General features: G+C 69.6%; 18 protein-coding genes. 12 read left to right on the top strand and 6 right to left on the bottom strand.

Annotation, left to right across the window (positions count from 1 at the left end; genetic code table 11):
* Positions 1 to 16: 16 nt before the first annotated feature.
* The 6 genes from FHR84_RS17135 (at position 17) to FHR84_RS17160 (ending at position 7,123) form a co-directional block, all read left to right on the top strand.
* Positions 17 to 838: a trypsin-like serine protease gene (locus tag FHR84_RS17135; protein WP_179536529.1), complete on the top strand. Its 822-nt coding sequence runs from the start codon at positions 17 to 19 to the stop codon at positions 836 to 838.
* A gap of 407 nt (positions 839 to 1,245) precedes the next feature.
* A complete protein-coding gene (locus tag FHR84_RS17140) occupies positions 1,246 to 2,643 on the top strand; it encodes a class II fumarate hydratase (protein WP_179536530.1) in 1,398 nt (465 codons plus the stop codon).
* Positions 2,644 to 2,935: 292 nt separating this feature from the next.
* Positions 2,936 to 4,468 (top strand): GGDEF domain-containing protein, encoded by a 1,533-nt coding sequence (locus tag FHR84_RS17145; RefSeq protein WP_179536531.1) that lies wholly within the window; start codon positions 2,936 to 2,938, stop codon positions 4,466 to 4,468.
* Between the two features lie 238 nt (positions 4,469 to 4,706).
* Entirely contained in the window at positions 4,707 to 5,195 is a 489-nt protein-coding gene (locus FHR84_RS17150; RefSeq protein WP_179536532.1) for a DUF4288 domain-containing protein, read from the top strand.
* Positions 5,196 to 5,299: 104 nt separating this feature from the next.
* Positions 5,300 to 6,739 (top strand): GuaB1 family IMP dehydrogenase-related protein, encoded by a 1,440-nt coding sequence (locus tag FHR84_RS17155; protein ID WP_179536533.1) that lies wholly within the window; start codon positions 5,300 to 5,302, stop codon positions 6,737 to 6,739.
* A gap of 165 nt (positions 6,740 to 6,904) precedes the next feature.
* The gene (locus FHR84_RS17160; RefSeq protein WP_179536534.1) at positions 6,905 to 7,123 is read left to right on the top strand and encodes a DUF397 domain-containing protein; all 219 of its coding nucleotides are present in this window, start codon (positions 6,905 to 6,907) and stop codon (positions 7,121 to 7,123) included.
* Between the two features lie 76 nt (positions 7,124 to 7,199).
* Here FHR84_RS17160 and phoH2 read toward each other — a convergent pair whose 3' ends face one another.
* Positions 7,200 to 8,591 carry an RNA 5'-3' helicase PhoH2 gene (gene phoH2 / locus FHR84_RS17165; RefSeq protein WP_179536535.1) on the bottom strand — a complete coding sequence of 464 codons (1,392 nt, stop codon included), beginning with the start codon at positions 8,589 to 8,591 and terminating at the stop codon, positions 7,200 to 7,202.
* A gap of 302 nt (positions 8,592 to 8,893) precedes the next feature.
* Positions 8,894 to 10,102 carry a DUF2268 domain-containing putative Zn-dependent protease gene (locus tag FHR84_RS17170; protein ID WP_179536536.1) on the bottom strand — a complete coding sequence of 403 codons (1,209 nt, stop codon included), beginning with the start codon at positions 10,100 to 10,102 and terminating at the stop codon, positions 8,894 to 8,896.
* Positions 10,103 to 10,481: 379 nt separating this feature from the next.
* On the opposite strand from FHR84_RS17170, the gene FHR84_RS17175 reads away from it, so the two are divergent.
* Together FHR84_RS17175 and FHR84_RS17180 are read left to right on the top strand one after the other, a co-directional pair.
* A complete protein-coding gene (locus FHR84_RS17175) occupies positions 10,482 to 10,730 on the top strand; it encodes a hypothetical protein (protein WP_179536537.1) in 249 nt (82 codons plus the stop codon).
* 261 nt (positions 10,731 to 10,991) lie between these two features.
* Positions 10,992 to 11,240, top strand: a complete 249-nt coding sequence (locus FHR84_RS17180; protein WP_179536538.1) for a hypothetical protein — start codon at positions 10,992 to 10,994, stop codon at positions 11,238 to 11,240.
* A 243-nt stretch (positions 11,241 to 11,483) separates the two neighbouring features.
* On the opposite strand, the gene FHR84_RS17185 is transcribed toward FHR84_RS17180, so the two are convergent.
* Positions 11,484 to 12,260: an isoprenyl transferase gene (locus FHR84_RS17185; protein ID WP_179536539.1), complete on the bottom strand. Its 777-nt coding sequence runs from the start codon at positions 12,258 to 12,260 to the stop codon at positions 11,484 to 11,486.
* A 160-nt stretch (positions 12,261 to 12,420) separates the two neighbouring features.
* Here FHR84_RS17185 and trhA point away from each other — a divergent pair, with 160 nt between their 5' ends.
* Entirely contained in the window at positions 12,421 to 13,098 is a 678-nt protein-coding gene (gene trhA, locus FHR84_RS17190) for a PAQR family membrane homeostasis protein TrhA (RefSeq protein WP_425489959.1), read from the top strand.
* Positions 13,099 to 13,243: 145 nt separating this feature from the next.
* On the opposite strand, the gene FHR84_RS17195 is transcribed toward trhA, so the two are convergent.
* Entirely contained in the window at positions 13,244 to 15,292 is a 2,049-nt protein-coding gene (locus FHR84_RS17195) for a thioredoxin domain-containing protein (protein ID WP_179536540.1), read from the bottom strand.
* A 359-nt stretch (positions 15,293 to 15,651) separates the two neighbouring features.
* Here FHR84_RS17195 and FHR84_RS17200 point away from each other — a divergent pair, with 359 nt between their 5' ends.
* A complete protein-coding gene (locus FHR84_RS17200; protein WP_179536541.1) occupies positions 15,652 to 16,977 on the top strand; it encodes an AAA family ATPase in 1,326 nt (441 codons plus the stop codon).
* A gap of 102 nt (positions 16,978 to 17,079) precedes the next feature.
* Here FHR84_RS17200 and FHR84_RS17205 read toward each other — a convergent pair whose 3' ends face one another.
* Together FHR84_RS17205 and mca are read right to left on the bottom strand one after the other, a co-directional pair.
* The gene (locus FHR84_RS17205; protein WP_179536542.1) at positions 17,080 to 17,484 is read right to left on the bottom strand and encodes a hypothetical protein; all 405 of its coding nucleotides are present in this window, start codon (positions 17,482 to 17,484) and stop codon (positions 17,080 to 17,082) included.
* Entirely contained in the window at positions 17,481 to 18,362 is an 882-nt protein-coding gene (mca, locus tag FHR84_RS17210) for a mycothiol conjugate amidase Mca (RefSeq protein ID WP_179536543.1), read from the bottom strand. The genes FHR84_RS17205 and mca overlap by 4 nt, the downstream gene beginning before the upstream one ends.
* 181 nt (positions 18,363 to 18,543) lie before the next feature.
* Here mca and FHR84_RS22980 point away from each other — a divergent pair, with 181 nt between their 5' ends.
* Complete coding sequence (locus tag FHR84_RS22980; protein WP_179536544.1) at positions 18,544 to 18,993, top strand: DUF4307 domain-containing protein; 450 nt, start codon at positions 18,544 to 18,546, stop codon at positions 18,991 to 18,993.
* A 177-nt stretch (positions 18,994 to 19,170) separates the two neighbouring features.
* Positions 19,171 to 19,659 (top strand): transcription elongation factor GreA, encoded by a 489-nt coding sequence (gene greA, locus FHR84_RS17220; RefSeq protein ID WP_179536545.1) that lies wholly within the window; start codon positions 19,171 to 19,173, stop codon positions 19,657 to 19,659.
* Positions 19,660 to 20,181 lie beyond the last annotated feature (522 nt).

Below are 20,181 nucleotides of genomic sequence, written 5' to 3' on the forward strand. Positions count from 1 at the left end.
AAGCTTCTACGTTGCCGTGCAATCGATCACCGGCAGCGAAACGGAGAACACCGTGCGAAAAACAGCTACGCTGTTGGGCGGATTCGCGGCCGCGGCCATGGCGCTGGCCGCAGTCCCCGCCGCCGGAGCCACCCCCGCACCGGACGAACCGAACACGATGATCGTGGGCGGCGACCAGGCGAGCGAGTCGTACGAGTGGATGGCTTCCCTCCAGCAGAACGGCAAGCACTTCTGCGGTGCTTCGCTCATCGACGAGCAGTGGGCACTCACGGCGGCGCACTGCATCCAGGAGGTCTCGGCCGACGAGCTCCAAGTGCGTATCGGCAGTTCCGACCACACCACCGGAGGAACCCTCACCGGCGTCGACAGCACGGAGGCCCACCCGGACTACGCCGACGAATCACCGCAGGGCGACATCGCACTGGTCAAACTGGACCAGGCCGTCGAGCAGCAGCCGGTCGAGCTCGCGCAGCAGGCCGGACAGGCGGGCACCTCCACCAGCATCATCGGCTGGGGCCTCACCTGCCGCACGCGCGGCTGCGGCCAGCCCCCCGAACAGCTCCAGCAGCTGGACACCAAACTGGTCAGTGACCTCCAGTGCACCCTCGGATTCGTCGACGGGGCCACCGAGCTGTGCACGGGCAGCGAAAAGCTGCTCTCGAACGCCTGCTTCGGTGACTCCGGAGGCCCGCAGCTGCGCGGCGAGCCGGGCGACCGGAAGCTGATCGGGGTCACGAGCAGGCTCGGCAGCCCGGTCCCCGCCTGCGGAACGGCACCTTCCATCTACACCGACGCCACCGCCTACGGCGACTGGATCCGTTCGCACACGCAGGGGTGACCCGACGCGGCACGCGGCGCACGGCACGCACCGACGGTCCACAGAGCACGGTGCGTGCCGAACGCGCGTCCGCACCCCACGAACCGGGCGTGCACTCGGCCGCCCCCGGTCATCGATCAAGCGACCCCACCGCGCCGAACCATCGAACTCTCGGTCAGCAACTCCCGACGGAGGGGGACCGCTCAACGAAAGCGCTTTGATCCTGGGCATCCCGACCGCGGGTTCTCTCGTGGTGCTCTCGCGAGGAAGGCCCGACGTGGCGTGTGGCTACTCGATGTCGGGCACCCGGAGCGAGAGCCCGCGAGAGGTTCCGCCACGCAACCCACCAAGCAACCGGCACCGCCGAGTCTCCCGACGTGGTCGAACCCATACTGACCGCTCCGGCGGGCACGGTTCACACTCTCAACATGAGTGAACAGCAATACCGCACCGAACACGACACGATGGGCGAGGTCCAGGTGCCCGCCGAGGCGCTGTACCGCGCCCAGACCCAGCGTGCCGTGGACAACTTCCCGGTCTCCGGCCACGGGCTGGAACGCGCTCAGATCCGCGCGCTCGGACTGCTGAAGGCGGCCACCGCCCGGGTCAACGGCCAACTGGGGGTGCTGGACTCCGACATGTCCGCGGCGATCGCGGCCGCGGCGGACGAGGTCGCCGCCGGACACCACGACGACCACTTCCCCATCGACGTGTTCCAGACCGGCTCCGGAACCTCGTCGAACATGAACGCCAACGAGGTCATCGCCACCCTCGCCACGCGTTCGCTCGGGCGGGACGTGCACCCCAACGATCACGTCAACGCCTCGCAGTCCTCCAACGACACCTTCCCCACCACCATCCACGTCGCGGCCACCGAAGCGGTGCTCACCGACACCGTGCCCGCACTGGACCAGCTGGCCACGGCCATCGAAGCCAAGGCCTCCGAGTGGGACGAGATCGTCAAGTCCGGGCGCACCCACCTGATGGACGCGGTACCGATCACGCTCGGGCAGGAAGCCGGAGCCTGGGCCGCCCAGGTGCGCTACGGGATCGAGCGGCTGCGCGCCGGGCTCGGCAGGCTGGGCGAACTGCCCATCGGCGGCACGGCCGTCGGATCGGGGCTCAACGCCCCCGAAGGGTTCGGAGCAGCGGTGTCCGCGGAGCTGGCGCGGGTGACCGAGCTGCCGCTGACCGAGGCACGTGATCACTTCGAGGCCCAGGCCAGCCAGGACGGCGTGGTGGAGACCTCCGGGAACCTGCGCACCGTGGGCGTGAGCCTCAACAAGATCGCCAACGACCTGCGCTGGCTCGGTTCCGGCCCGCGCACCGGCCTGTCCGAGCTGGCGCTGCCGGATCTGCAACCCGGGTCCTCGATCATGCCCGGCAAGGTCAACCCGGTGATCCCCGAGGCGACGATGCAGGTCGTCGCCCAGGTGGTCGGCAACGACGCCGCGGTCTCCTTCGCCGGATCGCAGGGCAACTTCCAGCTGAACGTGAACCTGCCGGTGATCGCCAGGAACGTGCTCGAATCGGCCCGGCTGCTGGCTGCCGTGTCCAGGCTGCTGGCCGACAAGGTCTTCGCGGGTGTGGAGGTCAACACCGAGCGCACCCGCGAGTACGCCGAGGGCTCCCCCTCCATCGTCACCCCGCTCAACCGCTACATCGGTTACGAGGAAGCCGCTTCCGTCGCCAAGCAGGCGCTGAAGGAACGCAAGACCATCCGCGACGTCGTCCTGGAGCGCGGTCACGTCGAGGCGGGCAAGCTGACCAAGGAGCAGCTCGACACGGCGCTGGACGTGCTGAGCATGGCGCGCGCCGAGCGCTGAGCCGGCTTCACAGCCGAGGTCCGGACGGACTGCGCGCTCGCCGGGACCGGGTCGGAAGCCTCGCGGCACGACGGGAGCGGGTGACCTCCGTCGAGGCCACCCGCGACGTGACGGGACACCGGTCCGGTCCCGGGCCCCCGCCCCGGCGATCTCGCCCGGCCCGGGGAGCAGCAGACGGGTGATCCGCGAACCCGCGAGCCACTTCTCGTGACTACTTTCACACCCACATGGCACTATCGTGCACAGATGACGGCAGCCGGTTGCCGCCGGTCGAACACTGCGGGGACAGGTGATGCAGGTTCCTGGAACAGAAGTCGGCTCCGTAGCGGATTTCGCGGACCACTTCGAGCGGATCCGCTCGTTGACCCGCAACGGCGACAACGCCGGAGCCATCGAGGTCGCCGACAGCGTGACGGCCGAGTCCCGGGACCCGCTCGTCACCAGCAGGGCCCTCGTCCTCAAACTGGGTCGGCTCTTCAACCTCGGACGCACCGAGGAGTGCCCGGCGGTGCTGGACCGGGCGTTCGAGACCCTGGAGGGCGAACAGGCCCCCGCGCTGCGCGGCCACCTGCACGCCCTGGCCGGGATCATCGCCGCTCCCGACTCGCTGGCACGCTGCGTGCGTCACCTGGTTCAGGCCGGGCGGGAGCTCGAGGTCGAGAACGGACCGACGGAGGAGACCGTCACCGCCCGCCACGACCTGGCCGTGACCTACTCCTACGTCGGTTTCCACGCGCAGGCGGTTCCCATCGCCGAGCGCTGCTACCGGGCGGCCCAGTCCCTCGGCCTGCCCAGCGGCGACCACGCCCTGCCCGAGGTCGGGGTCCGCTGGGCGGTTTCGCTGGATCACCACGGTGACACCGAAGCCTGCGTCAACATGCTCCGCCGGGTGCTGGAAACCTGGGCCGAGCGCACCGACCCCCGCGAGCTCTGGCCGGCCGAGCAGCACTACTACGGGTACGCGGCGGTCAGGTTACGGGCCCTCGGGGAACCGGCCGAGGTCGATCCGGCGCTGTTCACCGCCGAGGAGCACGGCTGGGAGGTCGCGGACCTGCGACTGCTCGCCGCGGCCTGCCGCGACATCCGCACCGGGCATCCCTCCGAGGCGCTGAAGCGGCTCGAGGGGAGGTCGGTGAATCCCTACACCCTCGGTGCGGCCGAGGTCTTCCGCGTGCGCGCCCTCGCCCACGCGGCGCTGGACGACCACCGCGCGGCCCGCGCGGCCGACCGGGAGGCGACCAGGATCTCGGCCGGGGACGGCGGGCAGCTCAGGGACGGACTGGTGGACGGGACCAGGGCCCAGCTCGACCACGAGGCGCTGCGCCGGACGGTGGAGCAGTACGCCTCCGAAGCGCTCACCGACCCCCTCACCGGGCTGCCCAACCGCAGGCACTTCGACCGCTACGTGGCGCGGCTCTCCGAGAACCGGATCCGCGCCGCGGTCGGGGTCATCGACCTGGACGGCTTCAAGGCGGTCAACACGGTGTACGGGCACCTCTCCGGGGATCTGGTGCTGCAGCGGGTGGCGGCCATCCTCGCCCGCACGCTGCGGCAGGGCGACTTCGTCGCGCGCTACGGAGGGGACGAGTTCATCGCCGTGCTCCCGAACACCGACCTGGCCGACGCCCACCGGATCGGCTCCAGGATCGCCGGGGCCGTGGCCGACGGGGACTGGGACGCGCTGGTGGCGGGCACCCCCGTGTCGGTCACGATCGGCTGGGCCGAGCTGAGCGAACCGCTGCGGCTCTCCGCGACCCTGGAATCCGCAGACCGCGCGATGCTCGGCAGGAAGGGGCGCCTGGCCGGTTCGGTCCAGAACCCGTGACAGAGCTCTGCGCGGCTGGCCGGGCAGCCGTCACGCGAGTCGGCGCCTCGGCGAGCGTTGCGGGGCACCTCGATCAGCGGCCACGCCACTTGCCCTGCCGCCCCGCAGTGCGTCCGGCTCACGCGCCGGGGGACATCGCTCCGCGTTGGCCGGGCACGCCGGTCACGACGAATCGCTCCCGGACGAGCCCCTGGCACCGCCCGGCCGGGAAGCACCGCGCGAGTGAGAAACTGGAGGCATGAGCAATCGCGGCAGCGAACCGGACGCCGATCAGTCCCGCGACATGCCACCGCCGGTGGAGCTTCCCGAGGAACTGGTCGAGGAGAGTGACCGTTCGATCAACATCGGTGGCGCCGGAGCGGTCTCGGGCGAACGCGCCTCCGTGTTCGCCGGTTCGGAGCCCGAACCCTACGTGGCCGTGCTGGTCACCGAGTCGACTTCCGAGTCGGAGGGTTTCCGGCCGCTGTACGAGGAGTCGTTCGTGCTGCTGACCGCCTCCTCCGACGAGGAGGCCTCCGAGAAGGCCAGGGAGTACGGCAAGCAGCAGGAAGTCAGCTACTACAACGAGAACCAGGAACTGGTCACCTGGCGGCTCAAGCACGTGGTCGAGGTCAAGCGGATCGAGGACGCCACCTTCGACGACGGCTCCGAGCTGTACAGCCGGTTCTTCCGGAACTACGCGCAGTACAGCTCCTTCGAGCCGACCCTGGCCGGAGAGGAGCTCTGAGCACTACCGGCGCCCGCCCACGGCGGCCCGCGTCGTGGTGACTTCCCACGCGATCGCTTCCTGCCCGGTGAACCGAGGGCCTTTCGCGGGTAGCCTGAGGGGTTGTGCGGTTCTTGAACGGGCAACAGCCCACCACAGACCTGACCTACGACGACGTGTTCCTCGCCCCGGCACGTTCCGGTGTCGAATCGCGTTTCGACGTGGATCTGTCGACCGACGACGGTTCCGGGACGACCCTGCCGATCGTGGTCGCCAACATGACCGCCGTCGCGGGACGCCGGATGGCCGAGACGATCGCTCGGCGTGGCGGACTCGTGGTGCTTCCACAGGACGTCGCGCCCGAGGCCGTGGCCGAGATCGTCTCGTGGGTGAAGTCCCGGCACACCGTGTGGGACACCCCGCTGGTGCTGCACGAGGGTGACGCGGTGGCCGACGCGCTCAACCTGCTCCCGAAGCGTGCGCACGGAGCGGTCGTGATCGTCGACGACGCGGATCGTCCGCTGGGAACCGTCGACGAGCAGTCCTGCACCGGGGTGGACCGGTTCGCGCGGCTCGGCGAGGTCGCCGACCACGAGCCGGTCACGCTGCCGCTGGACACCAAGCCACGCGAGGTTTTCGAGAAGCTGCACCAGCAGGGCCGGGGCGTGGCGCTGGCGACGGATGACGACGGCGTGCTCGCCGGCATCATGACCAGGCGCGGAGCGCTGCGCTCGGAGATCTACACCCCCGCTGTGGACCCCTCCGGCAGGCTGCGGGTGGCGGCCGCGGTCGGTGTGAGCGGTGACGTGGCGGGCAAGGCCTCGGCGCTGCTCGAAGCCGGGGTGGACATGCTGGTGGCAGACACCGCGCACGGCCACCAGGAGAAGATGATCTCCGCGCTGCGCGCGATCCGCTCGATCTCGCCGTCCGTCCCCGTGGTGGCGGGCAACGTGGTCACGGCCGAGGGGGTGCGGGACCTCGCCGAGGCCGGAGCCGACGTGATCAAGGTCGGTGTCGGGCCGGGGGCGATGTGCACGACCAGGATGATGACCGGGGTCGGCAGGCCGCAGTTCTCCGCGGTGGCCGAGTGCGCCGAGACCGCCCGTGAACTGGGCAAGCGGATCTGGGCCGACGGTGGCGTCCGGCATCCGCGCGACGTGGCGCTGGCGCTGGCCGCCGGTGCCTCCTCGGTGATGGTGGGCTCCTGGTTCGCCGGAACGTACGAGTCCCCCGGCGACATGCAGCGCGACGAGCACGGCAACGCCTACAAGGAGTCCTTCGGGATGGCCTCCAAGCGCGCGGTCACCGCGCGGACGCGTTCGGACAGCGGGTTCGACCAGGCGCGCAAGGCGCTGTTCGAGGAGGGGATCTCCAGCTCGCGGATGAAGCTCGACCCGACGGCACCCGGGGTGGAGGACCTGCTCGACCGGATCAGCTCGGGGTTGCGCTCCTCCTGCACCTACGCCGGAGCGCGTTCGCTGGCCGAGTACCACGAGCGCGCGCTCGTGGGCATCCAGTCCGCCGCGGGTTTCGCCGAGGGCAGGCCGCTGCCCGCCGGTTGGTGACCACACCGGTCCGGTGACCACGCCTGATCACCCGCTCCGGGTTCCGCCCAATTCTGCCTATAACCGGGCGGAGCCCGGGGCCGGGGCCGCTCCGGGGCGGGGCACAGAGCTTGCGGACTCGCGCTCGGCCCCGAGCTTCCTCGAACGAGCTCTCAAGGAGGTCTGATGTTCGACACCGGCTGGACCAAGAGCTCCTACAGCGCGGCTGCCGGCGACAACTGCGTGGAGGTGCGCCTCACCGCCACCGGGGTCGGGGTCCGCGACTCCGAGAACCCAGACGAAGCGGTGCGCACCTTCTCCGGCGCGACGTGGAAGTCCTGCGTGGACGGCATCAGGGCCGGGCGGTTCGCGGACACGTCCCGGCACGGCTGCCCCGGCTGGTGACCACGCCGGATCACGGTGACCCCCGCGGGGTGTCCCCGGTTTTAGGCAAAACTGGGGACACCCCGGGGACAGCGGCTCAGGAGACGAACTCCTCCTCCAACATCTCCGTGACCAGCGCGGCCACCGGTGAGCGCTCGGAACGGGTCAGGGTCATGTGCGCGAACAGCGGATGCCCCTTGAGCTTCTCGATCACGGCGGCCACACCGTCGTGCCTGCCCACCCGCAGGTTGTCCCGCTGCGCCACGTCGTGCGTGAGCACCACCCGCGAGTTGGCGCCCAACCTGGACAGCACCGTGAGCAGCACGTTGCGCTCCAAGGACTGCGCCTCGTCGACTATGACGAACGAGTCGTGCAGCGAGCGGCCCCTGATGTGGGTCAACGGCAGCACTTCGAGCATCTCACGGTCCATGACCTCGTCGATGACGTTCTGCCCCGCGAGCGCTCCCAACGTGTCGTAGACCGCCTGGCCCCAGGGCTGCATCTTGTCGCCCTCGCTTCCCGGCAGGTAGCCGAGCTGCTGACCACCCACGGCGTACAGCGGCCGGAACACCATCACCTTGCGGTGCCGCTGCTGTTCCATCACCGCGTCCAGCCCGGCGCACAGGGCCAGCGCCGACTTCCCGGTCCCGGCACGACCGCCCAGCGAGACGATGCCGATCTCGGGGTCCATCAGGATGTCCAGGGCTATTCGCTGCTCGGCGGACCTGCCGTGCAGCCCGAAGGCCTCACGTTCCCCGCGCACCAGCCGCACCGACTTGTCCTCGGTGACACGTCCCAGGGCGTTCTTCGTTCCCGCGAGCAACCGCAGCCCGGTGTTGACCGGCAGTTCCCTGGCCTCCTCCAAGTCGGCCGATCCGTTCTTGAACAGGGTGTCCACCTCGTTCGGCGGCACGTCCAGATCGGCCATGCCGGACCAGCCCGTGGAGATCACGTCCTGGGCCCGGTACTCGTCCGCGTCCAGCGCGACAGCCGCGGCCTTCACCCGCAGCGGCATGTCCTTGCTGATCAGGGTCACCGGGTGGCCGTCGGCGGCGAGATTGAGCGCGCAGGCCAGGATGCGGGCGTCGTTGGAGTCGGTCCGGAAACCCGGCGGCAACACCTCCGGGTCCGAGTGGTTCAGCTCGACGTGCAACCGACCACCCGATTCACCCACCGGGACCGGCTCGTCCAGCTTGCCGTACCGCACGCGCAGATCGTCGAGTCCGCGCAGCGCCTCCCGGGCGAACCACCCGAGCTCGGGGTGGTGGCGCTTGCCCTCCAGCTCACTGATCACGACCAGTGGGAGGACGACGCTGTGCTCGGCGAACCTGGTAATCGCCCACGGATCCGACAGCAACACCGAGGTGTCCAGGACGTAGCTGCGCACCTCCACTCCTCCGGATTCGCCTGAGGTCGGCCGGTTCGGAGTGGGGGAATCCGCGGAGCCGGAGTCAGAGATGGGCTCCGCTTGCTGGGAACGTCGTGTCATCACGGCTACTCCCTAACGGGCGCGGTCCTTCGCACCCGTTCGTCGGCGGGCCGGGCCGCCCTGCACCAGAGGCTTCGGCCCGGGCGCCATCCGGGTGGAGCCCGCTCCGGCCTTGGCCGCGGGTGAAGGGCCTCCCCGGACGGACCGCAATTACACGGCCCGTCACAGCGGGACGCTACCCGTGCGATCGACTGTTGGCAGGCGGCCACACAGGTGATTCAACCGATCGTCATCCGGGTGCCACACCACGCACACCCGAATGTCGGAATCCCGTTCCGCCGCCTCCGGGGAGTTCCGGAGAGTCACGAGCCCCCGTGCGGACCGATCCGCTGCCCCGCGACCCCCTTCCGCAGCGTTCGCGGAGCGAACGGCTCCTCCAGCAGGCGCAGGTACCGCCGCGAGCGTCCGGCGTCCCCCTCCGCCGTCACCCACGAGCCGACCAGGTCGGTCCCAGCGGGGTAGAGCACCGAGTACGCCCCCGCGCGAGGGTTCTCCAGCAACCTGAACAGGCTCTCACAGCGGTCCTCGTCGAGCAGCAACCAGTGCCGCAGGTACGCCCGCACCCGCGCCGGATCGGCGCCGTGCTCGTGCAGCATCAGAGCCGCGTCACGTCGTACTCCGGCCAGTTTCCGCTGGGCGTCGTCCACCCGCTCGGCCAGTTCCCCGTGCGGGATCCCGCAGATCCCGGACAGCACCCGCCGCGCCCAGCTCCCCCACCCCCGGCCGATCAGCACGTCCAGGCCGAGCTCGGCGAGCCCCTCCGCGACGACGCACTGCGGGGTGTTCGCCAGCGCGATCGCCTGCTCCGGGAACCCCGCGCGGCAGTACTGGGTGTGATGCCCGGGATAGGTCTCGTGCGCGAGCAGCCTGGGAAGAGTCCCCAGTCGATGCGGCGCCGCGAGACTGATGGACACCCGCGAGCGCCGGTTCCCGAGGCAGCGCTGCAAACCGCTGAACGAGGCGTCCTCGACGAACCGGTAGGTCGCCGTCTCGTGCGCGGGCAGCCCGAAGCGGTTCCTGGTTTCCACGCGCAGCGACTCCGCCAGGGCACGCACGCAGTCGGGAACCAGCCGCCGGGGTATGCGGTCGCGCTTCCGGAAGTCCGCCATGCGCTCGGCCAGCGAGCCTCCGGGGGGCAGCACTCCGTCGAGTTCGGAGTGCGCCCGCTCGTAACCGTCCCCGTCCCCGGTGGCGGCCTCGGTCTGAAAGCACAGCCGCAGCCGCGCGCCGAAGGGGATCCGCTCGCCCGCCAGCACCCGCGCGGCGCAGTCCAGCGCTGCGAGTTGCCCGAGCAGGAACTCCCGGCGTGCCGTACCGAGCTCGCAGGAGCGCACCAGCCTGTGCAGGCGACGTGCCTGGGCGGCCAGGTCGGCGTACGCGGGGGGCGGCTCGGCGCGCACCTCGGCGGGGAGTCGCGAGTCACCCGTGTAGCCGTGGACGAATCCCGGCGAGATCCTCCCGAAACGCAGGCCGAGCTTGAGGTACTCGGTGATCAGCGCCCGATGGTGCACACCGGAAGGATAAGCCGTCTCGCCGGGTTCTTCCGCTTCTTCCGCTCAGGTCGGCCAGGTCGTCGCTGAGCGGACCCTCTCGCGGGCTCGCGAGCGGGTGCCCCGCATCGGGCACCGGTTCATCGGTCACGGTGCGCGGCGAAGCGTCGAAACCGCGGAAGCTCCCTCGATTTTTACGAAATCAGCTCGTAAAGAGCACGGGTCCATGGTCGATACCTTTAGAGAAGTAAGATCAGCTATACACAATAGTGTTACACAGCTTTCCTCCTGTTCGGACGATCGATAACTTTTCTGCGTGTGCACGGCCACTGTGGAATTGCTGGGGTTTCGCTGTGGGGACCCGTGCTCGGATCATCCGTGACCGACAAGGAGCGAACAAGTGCTGAAGAAGGCAACAGCCGCCGTGGGCATCGCCGCCGCCGGAATGATGGCAATGGCCCCCATGGCCAGCGCCGACACCAAGGGCAACGACGGCATCAACATCCTCAACGACAACAACCTGAGCGTGCTGCCGATCCAGGCCTGCGGCAACGACATCGCCGTGCTCGGCGCGGTCGTCGAGCTGCTCTCCCCCGAGAAGAGCAAGTGCGTCAACGCTCCCATCGTCGACCACCCCAAGGCCGACTGACAACCGAGAGTCGTCCCCACGGCCGGAGCAACCGGAGTGGGAGTCTCACCGAGAGGCGATTCCCACTCCGGATTTCCATCGAAACCGCTGCCCCGCACAACGGAACAATGCTCTTCCCGCTGACGACCCGGAAAGCATCGGCTCCGAGAGGCTTTGGCAGCGGTTCCAAAAATCACCGCTTTCACCGCGCCGAGGGACAACCGAGGCTCGCCTGGTGATTCGCGGATGTCGAATCTGTCCGTAGAAGGAGAGTGACCTCAAGTGCTGAAGAAGGCAACAGCCGCCGCCGGAATCGCCGCCGCCGGAATGATGGCAATGGCCCCCATGGCCAGCGCCGACACCAAGGACAACGACGGCATCAACATCCTCAACGACAACAACATCAGCGCGGTGCCGATCCAGCTGTGCGGCAACGACATCGCCGTGCTCGGCGCGGTCGTGCCGATCCTCTCCCCCGAGAAGAGCGAGTGCGTCAACGCTCCCGTCGTCGACCACCCCAAGGCCGACTGACGAGCGGGAACCGCACTCCGGTCACGTCGGCAGCATCGGCGGTTCCGGATGAATTGGGCGGGGTCGAACATCGCGGTTCGGCCCCGCCCTTTCGCGTCCGCGGTGTCCCCTCCCCGCTGACTGGTGCTCTCCGGCCGAGTCGTCGGCCGGCTCGGGCTCTCCCTTCGGCGCTCCCGGCGCCGAAACACGCCGCTCCGGCAGTCGGAAAACCTCTGAAGCCCCAGCGGGGGCCGGACAGCCCCCTCAGCCGCCGAACCGGCGATGTCTGGCGGCGAAATTGCGCAGCGCCCGGAGGAAATCCACCCGGCGGAAAGCGGGCCAGTAGGTCTCACAGAACCAGAACTCCGAGTGCGCCGACTGCCACAGCATGAACCCGGACAACCGCTGCTCCCCCGAGGTTCTGATCACCAGCTCCGGATCGGGCTGGCCCGAGGTGTACAGGTGCTCGGCTATGTGGTCGACATCGAGCGACTCGGCCAGTTCCTCGATGGTGGTTCCCGCCTCGGCGTGCTGCTGCAGCAGCTTGCGAACGGCGTCCGCGATCTCCTGGCGGCCTCCGTACCCGACGGCGACGTTGACCTGCATCCCCGAACGGTTCTCGGTGCGCAGCGCCGCGGCCGAGATGCGGGCGGCCATCTCGGTCGGAAGCAGGTCCATCGCCCCGACTATGCGCACTCGCCAAGGAGTGCCCGGCTGGGTGATCTCCTCGACCACGCCGGCGATGATCTCCAGCAGCGAGTCGACCTCTTTGCTGGCACGGCCGAGGTTGTCGGTGGACAACAACCACAGCGTGACAACCTCCACCTCGCTCTCCCTGCACCAGCCGAGAAAGTCCGAGATCTTGCGCGCCCCGGCACGATGGCCGTGGTCCGCGTCCAAGCCGGCCTCTCTCGCCCAACGACGATTGCCGTCCAGGATCACGCCGACGTGCCTGGGATGCTGGGCTCCCTCCAGCTGACGACGCAACCGCCATTCGTAGAGATAGTAGACAAGTTCCCGTAGCCGAACCTTGAGCGCCACGCCTCAAGAGACTACGCGGACAACGGAGCAACTCGTTAAGCGACCACACGATCGCCACGCAGAAACGCGCTCCCGGACGAACACCGCACCGCCCCCACCCGCGTGAGTGCGACTACCGCAGCCGGGGACAGTCCACCGTCCTTGCAGTAGGCTCGGTCCCGTGCGTACGGCGAGCTCTTCCCGACAGTCCTCGGCGCTGGTGAAACCGCGCCTGCGTGGATGGATCCACGCCTGGTCGACACTGGGCGCGCTGGCCTCCGGTGCCGTCCTCATCGTCCTGGCGGCCGCGACCGTTTCCGGCAAAGCGGCCCTGGGCGCCTCCGTCTACGTCGCGACCGTTCTCGGCCTGTTCGGGGTCAGCGCGCTGTACCACCGCAAGACCTGGAACACGCTCGGGGCACGAACATGGATGCGTCGACTCGACCACTCCATGATCTTCCTGTTCATAGCGGGCACCTACACCCCACTGGCGATGCTCGCCATGCAACCGACCACGGGCACGGTGGTGCTCTCCGTGGTGTGGGGCGGGGCACTCGGCGGGGTCGTGCTGAAACTCTCCTGGCCCAACTCCCCGCGCTGGGTCGGAGTCCCGGTCTACGTCGCCCTCGGCTGGGTGGCGGTGTTCGTGCTGCCCGACCTGCTGAGCAACGCGGGAGTGGCGGCCCTGGTGCTGATCGTGGCCGGCGGGCTGCTCTACACGGGAGGGGCCGTCTGCTACGCCATCCGCCGCCCCGATCCGTGGCCCGAAGTGTTCGGCTACCACGAGTTCTTCCACTCGGCGGTCTCCGCCGCCGCGATCTGTCACCACATCGCCATCTGGCTGGCCCTGTACTCCTGACCGGGAGGGTCCGCGGCTCGGTTTGCTCAGGTGGCGTGACGGAACCTCCCGCGGCGGTGCTGACTACGTGGTGGGTTGTTCCGGCGCTGCCGCGCCGAGGAACAGCCCCGGCGCGAACCGCGCTCGTCGACCGCCCGGGTACCGATCACCCGTGCAGCGCCGCGACCAGCTCCTCCACGGTGCCGACCGGCCGGTCGCAGACGAAGCCGCGGCAGACGTAGGCCGCGGGTTCCCCTTCCAGCGTGCCCCGGCCCTCCAGCAGCGGAACCTCCGCGCTCTCCGGCTCTCCCACGACCGCGACCGCACCACCGGGCGCGTGCAGCCGAACCGCGCCGGCCAGTTCCCCGCGCCCCGGACCCTCCGGACCGGCCACGGCGACCTGCAGCGGACCGTGCCGCATCGCCTCGGCCGCGGCGAGCCAGTGCCCCGCGAACCTCGGGGCGCGCTGCGCGAGCAGACCGGCACGGCTCAGGGACCGCTCGGCTGCGGCGCGGTAGCGCTGCGCCCGCTCCGGTTCGGCTAGCGCGCAGGCCGTCACCAACGCCGAGGTCACGGCCGCGGCTCCGGAGGGGCTGGCGTTGTCCGTCGGGTCCGAGGGACGGTTGACCAGTGACTCGGCATCCGAGGCCGTGTCGTGGAAGGCACCGGGGTTCTCCTCGTCGGAGAACAGGTCCAAAGCGGTGTCCAGCAGCTCGCACGCCAGATCCAGCCACCGGCGGGAGCCGCCCGCCTGGTGCAGATCGAGCAACCCCTCGGCGAGGCAGCCGTAGTCCTCCAGCACCCCCGCCGCGTTCCCCGCGACACCGGCACGGGAGTTGCGCACCAGCCTGCCGTCACGCCAATGGGTTTCGACCAGCAAGCGCGCCGCGCTCTCCGCGGCACGCAACCAGTCGGGCCGCTCCATGGAGGTGGCCGCCTCGGTCAGCGCGGTGATCGCCAGGCCGTTCCACGCGGTCACCACCTTGTCGTCCCTGTCCGGCTGCGGACGCCGGGAGCGAGCGTTCAACAGCTCCGCACGTACCCGGTCCCACCGCTGCGGATCAACCGGATCGCTCGGCAGGCGCAGGGTGGAGGCCCCGCGCTCGAAAGTCCCCTGCCGGGTGACCCCGAAGAGCTCCGCTGCCCACGCGCCGTCCTCCGCACCGAGCACCTCCCGCAACTGCTCCGGGGTCCACACGTAGGTCAACCCCTCCTCGCCGTCGGTGTCGGCGTCCAGGGAAGCGGCGAAACCGCCCTCGGCGGTTCCGAGCTCGCGCACCATGAAATCGGCCGTCTCGGTGGCCACGCGTCCGGCGAGCCCGGGACTGGCGCAGGCGACGTCATCGGTGGCACAGCGCCGGGCCAGATGGGTGTAGGCGCGCAGCAGCAGCGCGTTGTCGTAGAGCATCTTCTCGAAGTGCGGCACGGTCCAGCTCGCGTCCACGCTGTAGCGCGAGAAACCGCCCGCCAGCTGGTCGTAGATCCCTCCCCTGGCCATGGCGGTGCAGACGCTCTCGGCCATCTCCCGGGCACGCGGTCCGGTGCCCTGCTCACCGCGGCGCTCGTGATGGCGCAGCAGGAACTCCAGCACCATCGACGGCGGGAACTTGGGGGAGTCGCCGAAACCGCCGTGGCTCGCGTCGAACTCCTCGGCCAGCCCGGTGACCGCACCCGCGAGCGTCTCGTCGTCCACGTTCGACTCGGGAAGTGCCGTGCGCTGCTCCTCCAAGTGCTGCACGATCTTCGCGGCGCTCTGCCGGACCTCCTCGGTACGCTCGTTCCACGCGCTGATCACGGCGTCGAGCAGCTGCCGGAAGGACGGCATCCCGCGCATCGGAGCCGCCGGGTAGTAGGTGCCGCAGTGGAACGGCTCCCCGTCCGGGGTGAGGAAGCAGGTCATCGGCCAACCCGCCTGCCCGGTCATGGCCTGGGTGGCCTGGATGTAGACCGCGTCGATGTCCGGGCGCTCCTCCCGGTCCACCTTCACGCTGACGAAGTTGTCGTTCATGACCTCGGCGATCTCGGGGTCCTCGAACGACTCGTGGGCCATCACGTGGCACCAGTGGCAGGCGGCGTAGCCGACCGAGAGCAGCACCGGCACGTCCCTGCGCCGGGCCTCCTCGAACGCCTCGGCACACCACGGCCACCAGTCGACCGGGTTGTCGGCGTGCTGGAGCAAGTACGGACTGGTCGCCTGCGCTAACCGCTCTGCCATATTCGCAGCCTCCCACGTTCCAAGCGTCGCTGTCCGCCCGGTCGTCCCGGTGCGGCTCGCACGCACGGGGTACCCGAGTGACGCCACGAACTCCACCCGGACAGCTCTCCCGCTGCACGGGTCTCGCGACGACGAGACGCCGACTCGGTCGCGGAGCTCCCCCGCCAACCGAGCGAACCGGCCCGCACACCGCCTCGGCACGGCCTTCCCGCGGAAACGGGGTGCGTTCCCGCGGCCGCGCGGGGCATGCTGGCGACCGTGTCGCCAACCCGCATCACCCCACGGGAGCAGATCCGCCCACACCGAAGCGTGCGGCGCCCCGCCCCGAACACCCATCCCCGCACCAGGCAGGCCCGGTCATGAGCAGCACGCGCACCCTCGAACTGCCCGAGCTGGCGCTGATCCTGCTCATCGGCCCTTCTGGATCGGGGAAGTCGACCTTCGCCGCGCGACACTTCGAACCGACCCGCGTGGTCTCCAGTGACCGGTGCCGCGCGCTGGTCTCCGACGACCCCGGTGACCAGGACGCCACGCCCGCCGCGTTCGAGGTGCTGCACACGATCGTCGACAAGCGCCTGGCCGCGCGGCGGACCACGGTCGTGGACGCCACGAACGTACGCGCGGGCGAGCGGCAGTCCCTCCTGCGTGTCGCCAAGGAACACGACGTGCCCACGGTGGCCGTCGTGTTCGACGTCCCGGAACAGCTGTGCATCACCCGCAACGCGGCGCGAACCGACAAACCGGGCGCGGAAGTCGTCCGCAAGCACCACGGTGAACTGCGGAAGTCCACGAACGATCTCCGCGGCGAGGGTTTCCACCGCGTGCACGTGCTGAGCGGAGAGCGCGAAACCGAATCGGCCGGGATCGAGTGGACCCGGCTCCGCAGCAACGCCAGGGAGGAGCACGGCCCCTTCGACGTGATCGGAGACGTGCACGGCTGCCGCGCCGAGCTGGAGGAACTGCTGGAACGGCTCGGCTACCACCTGCGCCGCGACGGGAACGGGGCGAGCGTCGACGCCGAGCACCCGCTGGGCAGACGGGCGGTCCTGCTCGGTGACCTGGTCGACCGCGGCCCCGACACCCCGGGCACGCTCCGGCTCGCGATGGGCATGGCCGAGTCGGGCAACGCGCTGATCGTGATGGGAAACCACGAGAACAAGCTGGTCAAAGTCCTGGACGGGCGCAGGGTCAAGATGACCCACGGCCTCGAGCTGACGATGGAACAGCTCTCCGAGACCGACGAGGACTTCCGGGAGCTGGTGCGGCGGTTCTGCGGCGAGCTCCCCGAGCACTACGTGCTGGACGGTGGCGAGCTGGTCGTGGCACACGCCGGTTTGCCGGAGTACTACCAGGGCAGGGACTCCGGTCGGGTGCGTGCCTTCGCGCTCTACGGATCCACCACCGGTGAGACCGACGAAGCGGGGCTGCCCGTGCGCTACCCGTGGGCCAGGGACTACCGGGGCTCGGCGATCGTGCTGTACGGGCACACGCCGGTCAGCTCGGCCGAATGGCTCAACCGCACCATGTGCCTGGACACCGGCTGCGTGTTCGGGGGCAGGCTGACCGCCCTGCGCTACCCGGAGGGCGAACTGGAGTCCGTGCCGGCGAAGCAGCACTACAGCCGCCCGGCCCGGCCACGGGCAGGGACGGACGACGAAGCGGCGACGGAACGGCGGAATCGATAGGACCCGTCACCCCGGTTTCCGGCCACGGCAGCTCACCGCACCCGATTGCGCACGGATGCCTCGGTGAGCCCCGTGCGACCCCCCGTCCGGCCCGCCGCCCGCTCAGCTCCGCTCGGTATCGGTCCCCGTGGAGCCGTCTCCCTCCTCCCCGTGCCCCTCGCGGGACGGGGCGGAGTCCTCCGCGTCCGCGGGGCCGGCGGTGCCCTCGTCCGCTTCGCCCGTGCCCTCCTCGACGGCACGGGCACGCTCGGCTCTCTTGACCCGCGCGGGAGCGGCGGCCGCCGCGCGTTGTTCGTCGAACCGCTCCGGCACCTTGCGCAGCTGCTTGCTCAACGAGCGGGCGAGGAAAACGATCGCGATCAGCAACACCAGGACCAGGAACAAGCCCAGCGGAGTGGACTTGCCGAACTCCTCGTCCTGCACTCCCGGCCCGGAGTCCTGCGCCAGCACGGAAAGCGCCGTCCGCGACTCCGCCGCCAGCACCGCCGTGTACCCAAGCACCGTCATGCGTGCACCCGCTCCTGCACCCCGGCGAACAAATCGTCCTCCGGCAACGTCGTGTCCACCAGCGATCGCACCAGTTCGTAGTCCTCAGTGGGCCAGACGGCACGCTGGATGTCCAACGGCACCGCGAACCAACGGCTGTTCGGATCGATCTGGGTCTCGTGGGCCCGCAGTGCCTCGTCGCGCACCTCGAAGTAGTCCGCGCACTCGATCTGCGTGGTCACTCGCTCGTAGGGGTCCGGGCGTGACCCGTCCCACTTGCGCAGCCACTCCTCGTAGGGCGACTCGAGCCCGCGCTCCAGCAGCGAATCGTGGAACAGCTGCATGCGCCTGCGCGAGAAACCGTGGCAATAGTACAACTTCAACGGCTGCCACGGCTTCCCCTGCTCCGGGAAGCGCTCGGGGTCGCCGGAGGCGTCGAAGGCCTCCATGGACACCTCGTGGCACTTCACGTGATCGGGATGCGGGTAGCCGCCGGTCTCGTCGTAGGTCACCACCACGTGCGGGCGGAACTCGCGCACGAGCCGCACCAGCTCCGCCGTGGGCACCTCCAGCGGCTGCCGGGCGAAGCACCCCTCCGGCAGCGGCGGCGGGGGGTCCCCTTCGGGAAGACCGGAGTCCACGAAACCCATCCACCGATGCTGCACACCGAGTATCCCGGCCGCGCGGGCCATCTCCTCGCGCCGGATCTCCGGCATCTTCTCGACCACACCCGGCCGATCCATGGCAGGGTTCAGAATGCTGCCCGCCTCACCGCCAGTGCAGGTGACGACCATCACGTCGTTTCCCTCCGCGGCATAACGCGCCGTGCTGGCCGCCCCTTTGCTGGACTCGTCGTCCGGATGGGCGTGCACAGTCATCAGGCGAAGCCTCTCCGCCATTGTCCGGTAATCCTTCCCGTCTGGCTGTCGACACCTGTACCGCCCCCACCGAGTACGAGCGGCACACCCCAGGGATACTCAACCGAAGGTGCCCTTCCATTGTTCCCGAACGGTGACACCGGCGGGATACAGGTCCGGCGCCGAACGAGGCGATCCGACAGGACGTCGAGAGGCGAAGACCGTGACGAGTTCATCCGAGACCCCCGGCGGACCCCCCGAAGGCAGATACGGCTCCCCCCGGAAGGGCCGCAACAGGCGTTGGCCCGCGTGGGCGCTGGGCACGCTGGTTCTGCTCGGAGGGATCGGGATCTCGGTCGTCGCCTACTCCAACTTCGGCAGCGCTCCCATCGAGGGCAAGGCGGCCACCTTCGACGTCCGTGACGAATCGGTCCGGATCACCCTGGAGGTCCGGCGCGACGATCCCACCCGATCGGCCGAGTGCGTGGTCCGCGCCAGGGGACGTTCGGGCAAGGAGGTCGGACGGGGGGAGGTCTACATCCCCGCCGGGCAACCGACCGCGTATCACCGCACCGTGCTGACCACCTCGGCTCCACCCGTCACCGGGGAGGTCTTCGGCTGCTCCTACGACGTCCCGCGTTACCTCGACCCGGGCGAACGGCCATCCGGGTGAAGTTGCCTCCGCACACCGGCGGAGCTGACGAAATCACTCACAACCTGTCCTGTTTCGTGTTATTGTCGCTACCAGCACGGTCCCGCACGGGCCGTGTTTTTCCATTCCGAGCTCTTCGGGGTGCGGAAGATATCGGCCCGCGGAGTGCGGAGCCACAGTCGACGAGGAGTGGTGACCGTGAGCGATACCCAGGCGACCTGGCTGACCCAAGACGCTTACGACCGGCTCAAGGGTGAGCTGGACGAGCTCGTGGCCGAGCGCCCGGCGATCGCTGCGAAGATCAACGAAGCTCGCGAAGAGGGCGACCTGAAGGAGAACGGCGGGTATCACGCCGCTCGCGAGGAACAGGCCCAGCTGGAAGGGCGCGTTCGCCAACTGCAGGAGTTGCTGCGCAACGCGAAGGTCGGTGACGTGCCGACCGAGTCGGGCGTCGCACGTCCCGGTTCGGTGCTCACGGTGCGCTTCGACGGCGAGGACGAGGAGGAGAAGTTCCTGCTCGCCAACCGCGAGGAAGGCGCACACGGGGAGCTGGAGGTCTACTCGCCGAACTCCCCCCTCGGCCAGGCCCTCCTGGACGCCAACGAGGGCGATGTGTGCGAGTACGACCTGCCCAACGGCGGCAAGATGCAGGTGACCCTGATCAAGGCCGAGCCGTTCCAGGGCTGAGGCCTCCGGAACCGGCTTCTCATCTCCCACGCCGACGACAGGCGTTCGGTTCACGAGGCGACCACGTGTGTGTTCGTACGCCTCGCCGGTCCCGCTGAGGCGTTCCCCTCGGGGCCCGCTGTTCTCGATTCCGCGCTACGGCGTGCGACTTGTCGGACACCGTAGGTGGTCAAGAGGTCCGGGGGGCGAAACCAACCCGCTTCGGCGACCCGGCCGTCCGCTGCTGCGGCGTCCGCGGAGGGTTGCGCCGGGACGACGGACCAGCCCGCCGGAAACTCCGGCAGGACCAGCTCGCCGGCGCTGAGCACAGCCGCGGGAAGACCGCACCGGCGGGTGTGGCCAACGTCGCGCGGCGGGGCGCGGCCCGGGAAGCGCAGGCCTCTGCGCACTTTCCGAGCGGAAAGGAACACCCTGCCGTTCGTGGACGAGTACCCGAAACGCCGCTTGCTTGTGGACACCCGGTTGGACGTTTCGCGCGAAACGTCCAACCGGGCGCCGGGCGCGCCCCCGCTCACCGGGCCC

Origin of the sequence: Actinopolyspora biskrensis (assembly GCF_013408175.1) — a bacterium.
Lineage (GTDB): Bacteria > Actinomycetota > Actinomycetes > Mycobacteriales > Pseudonocardiaceae > Actinopolyspora > Actinopolyspora biskrensis.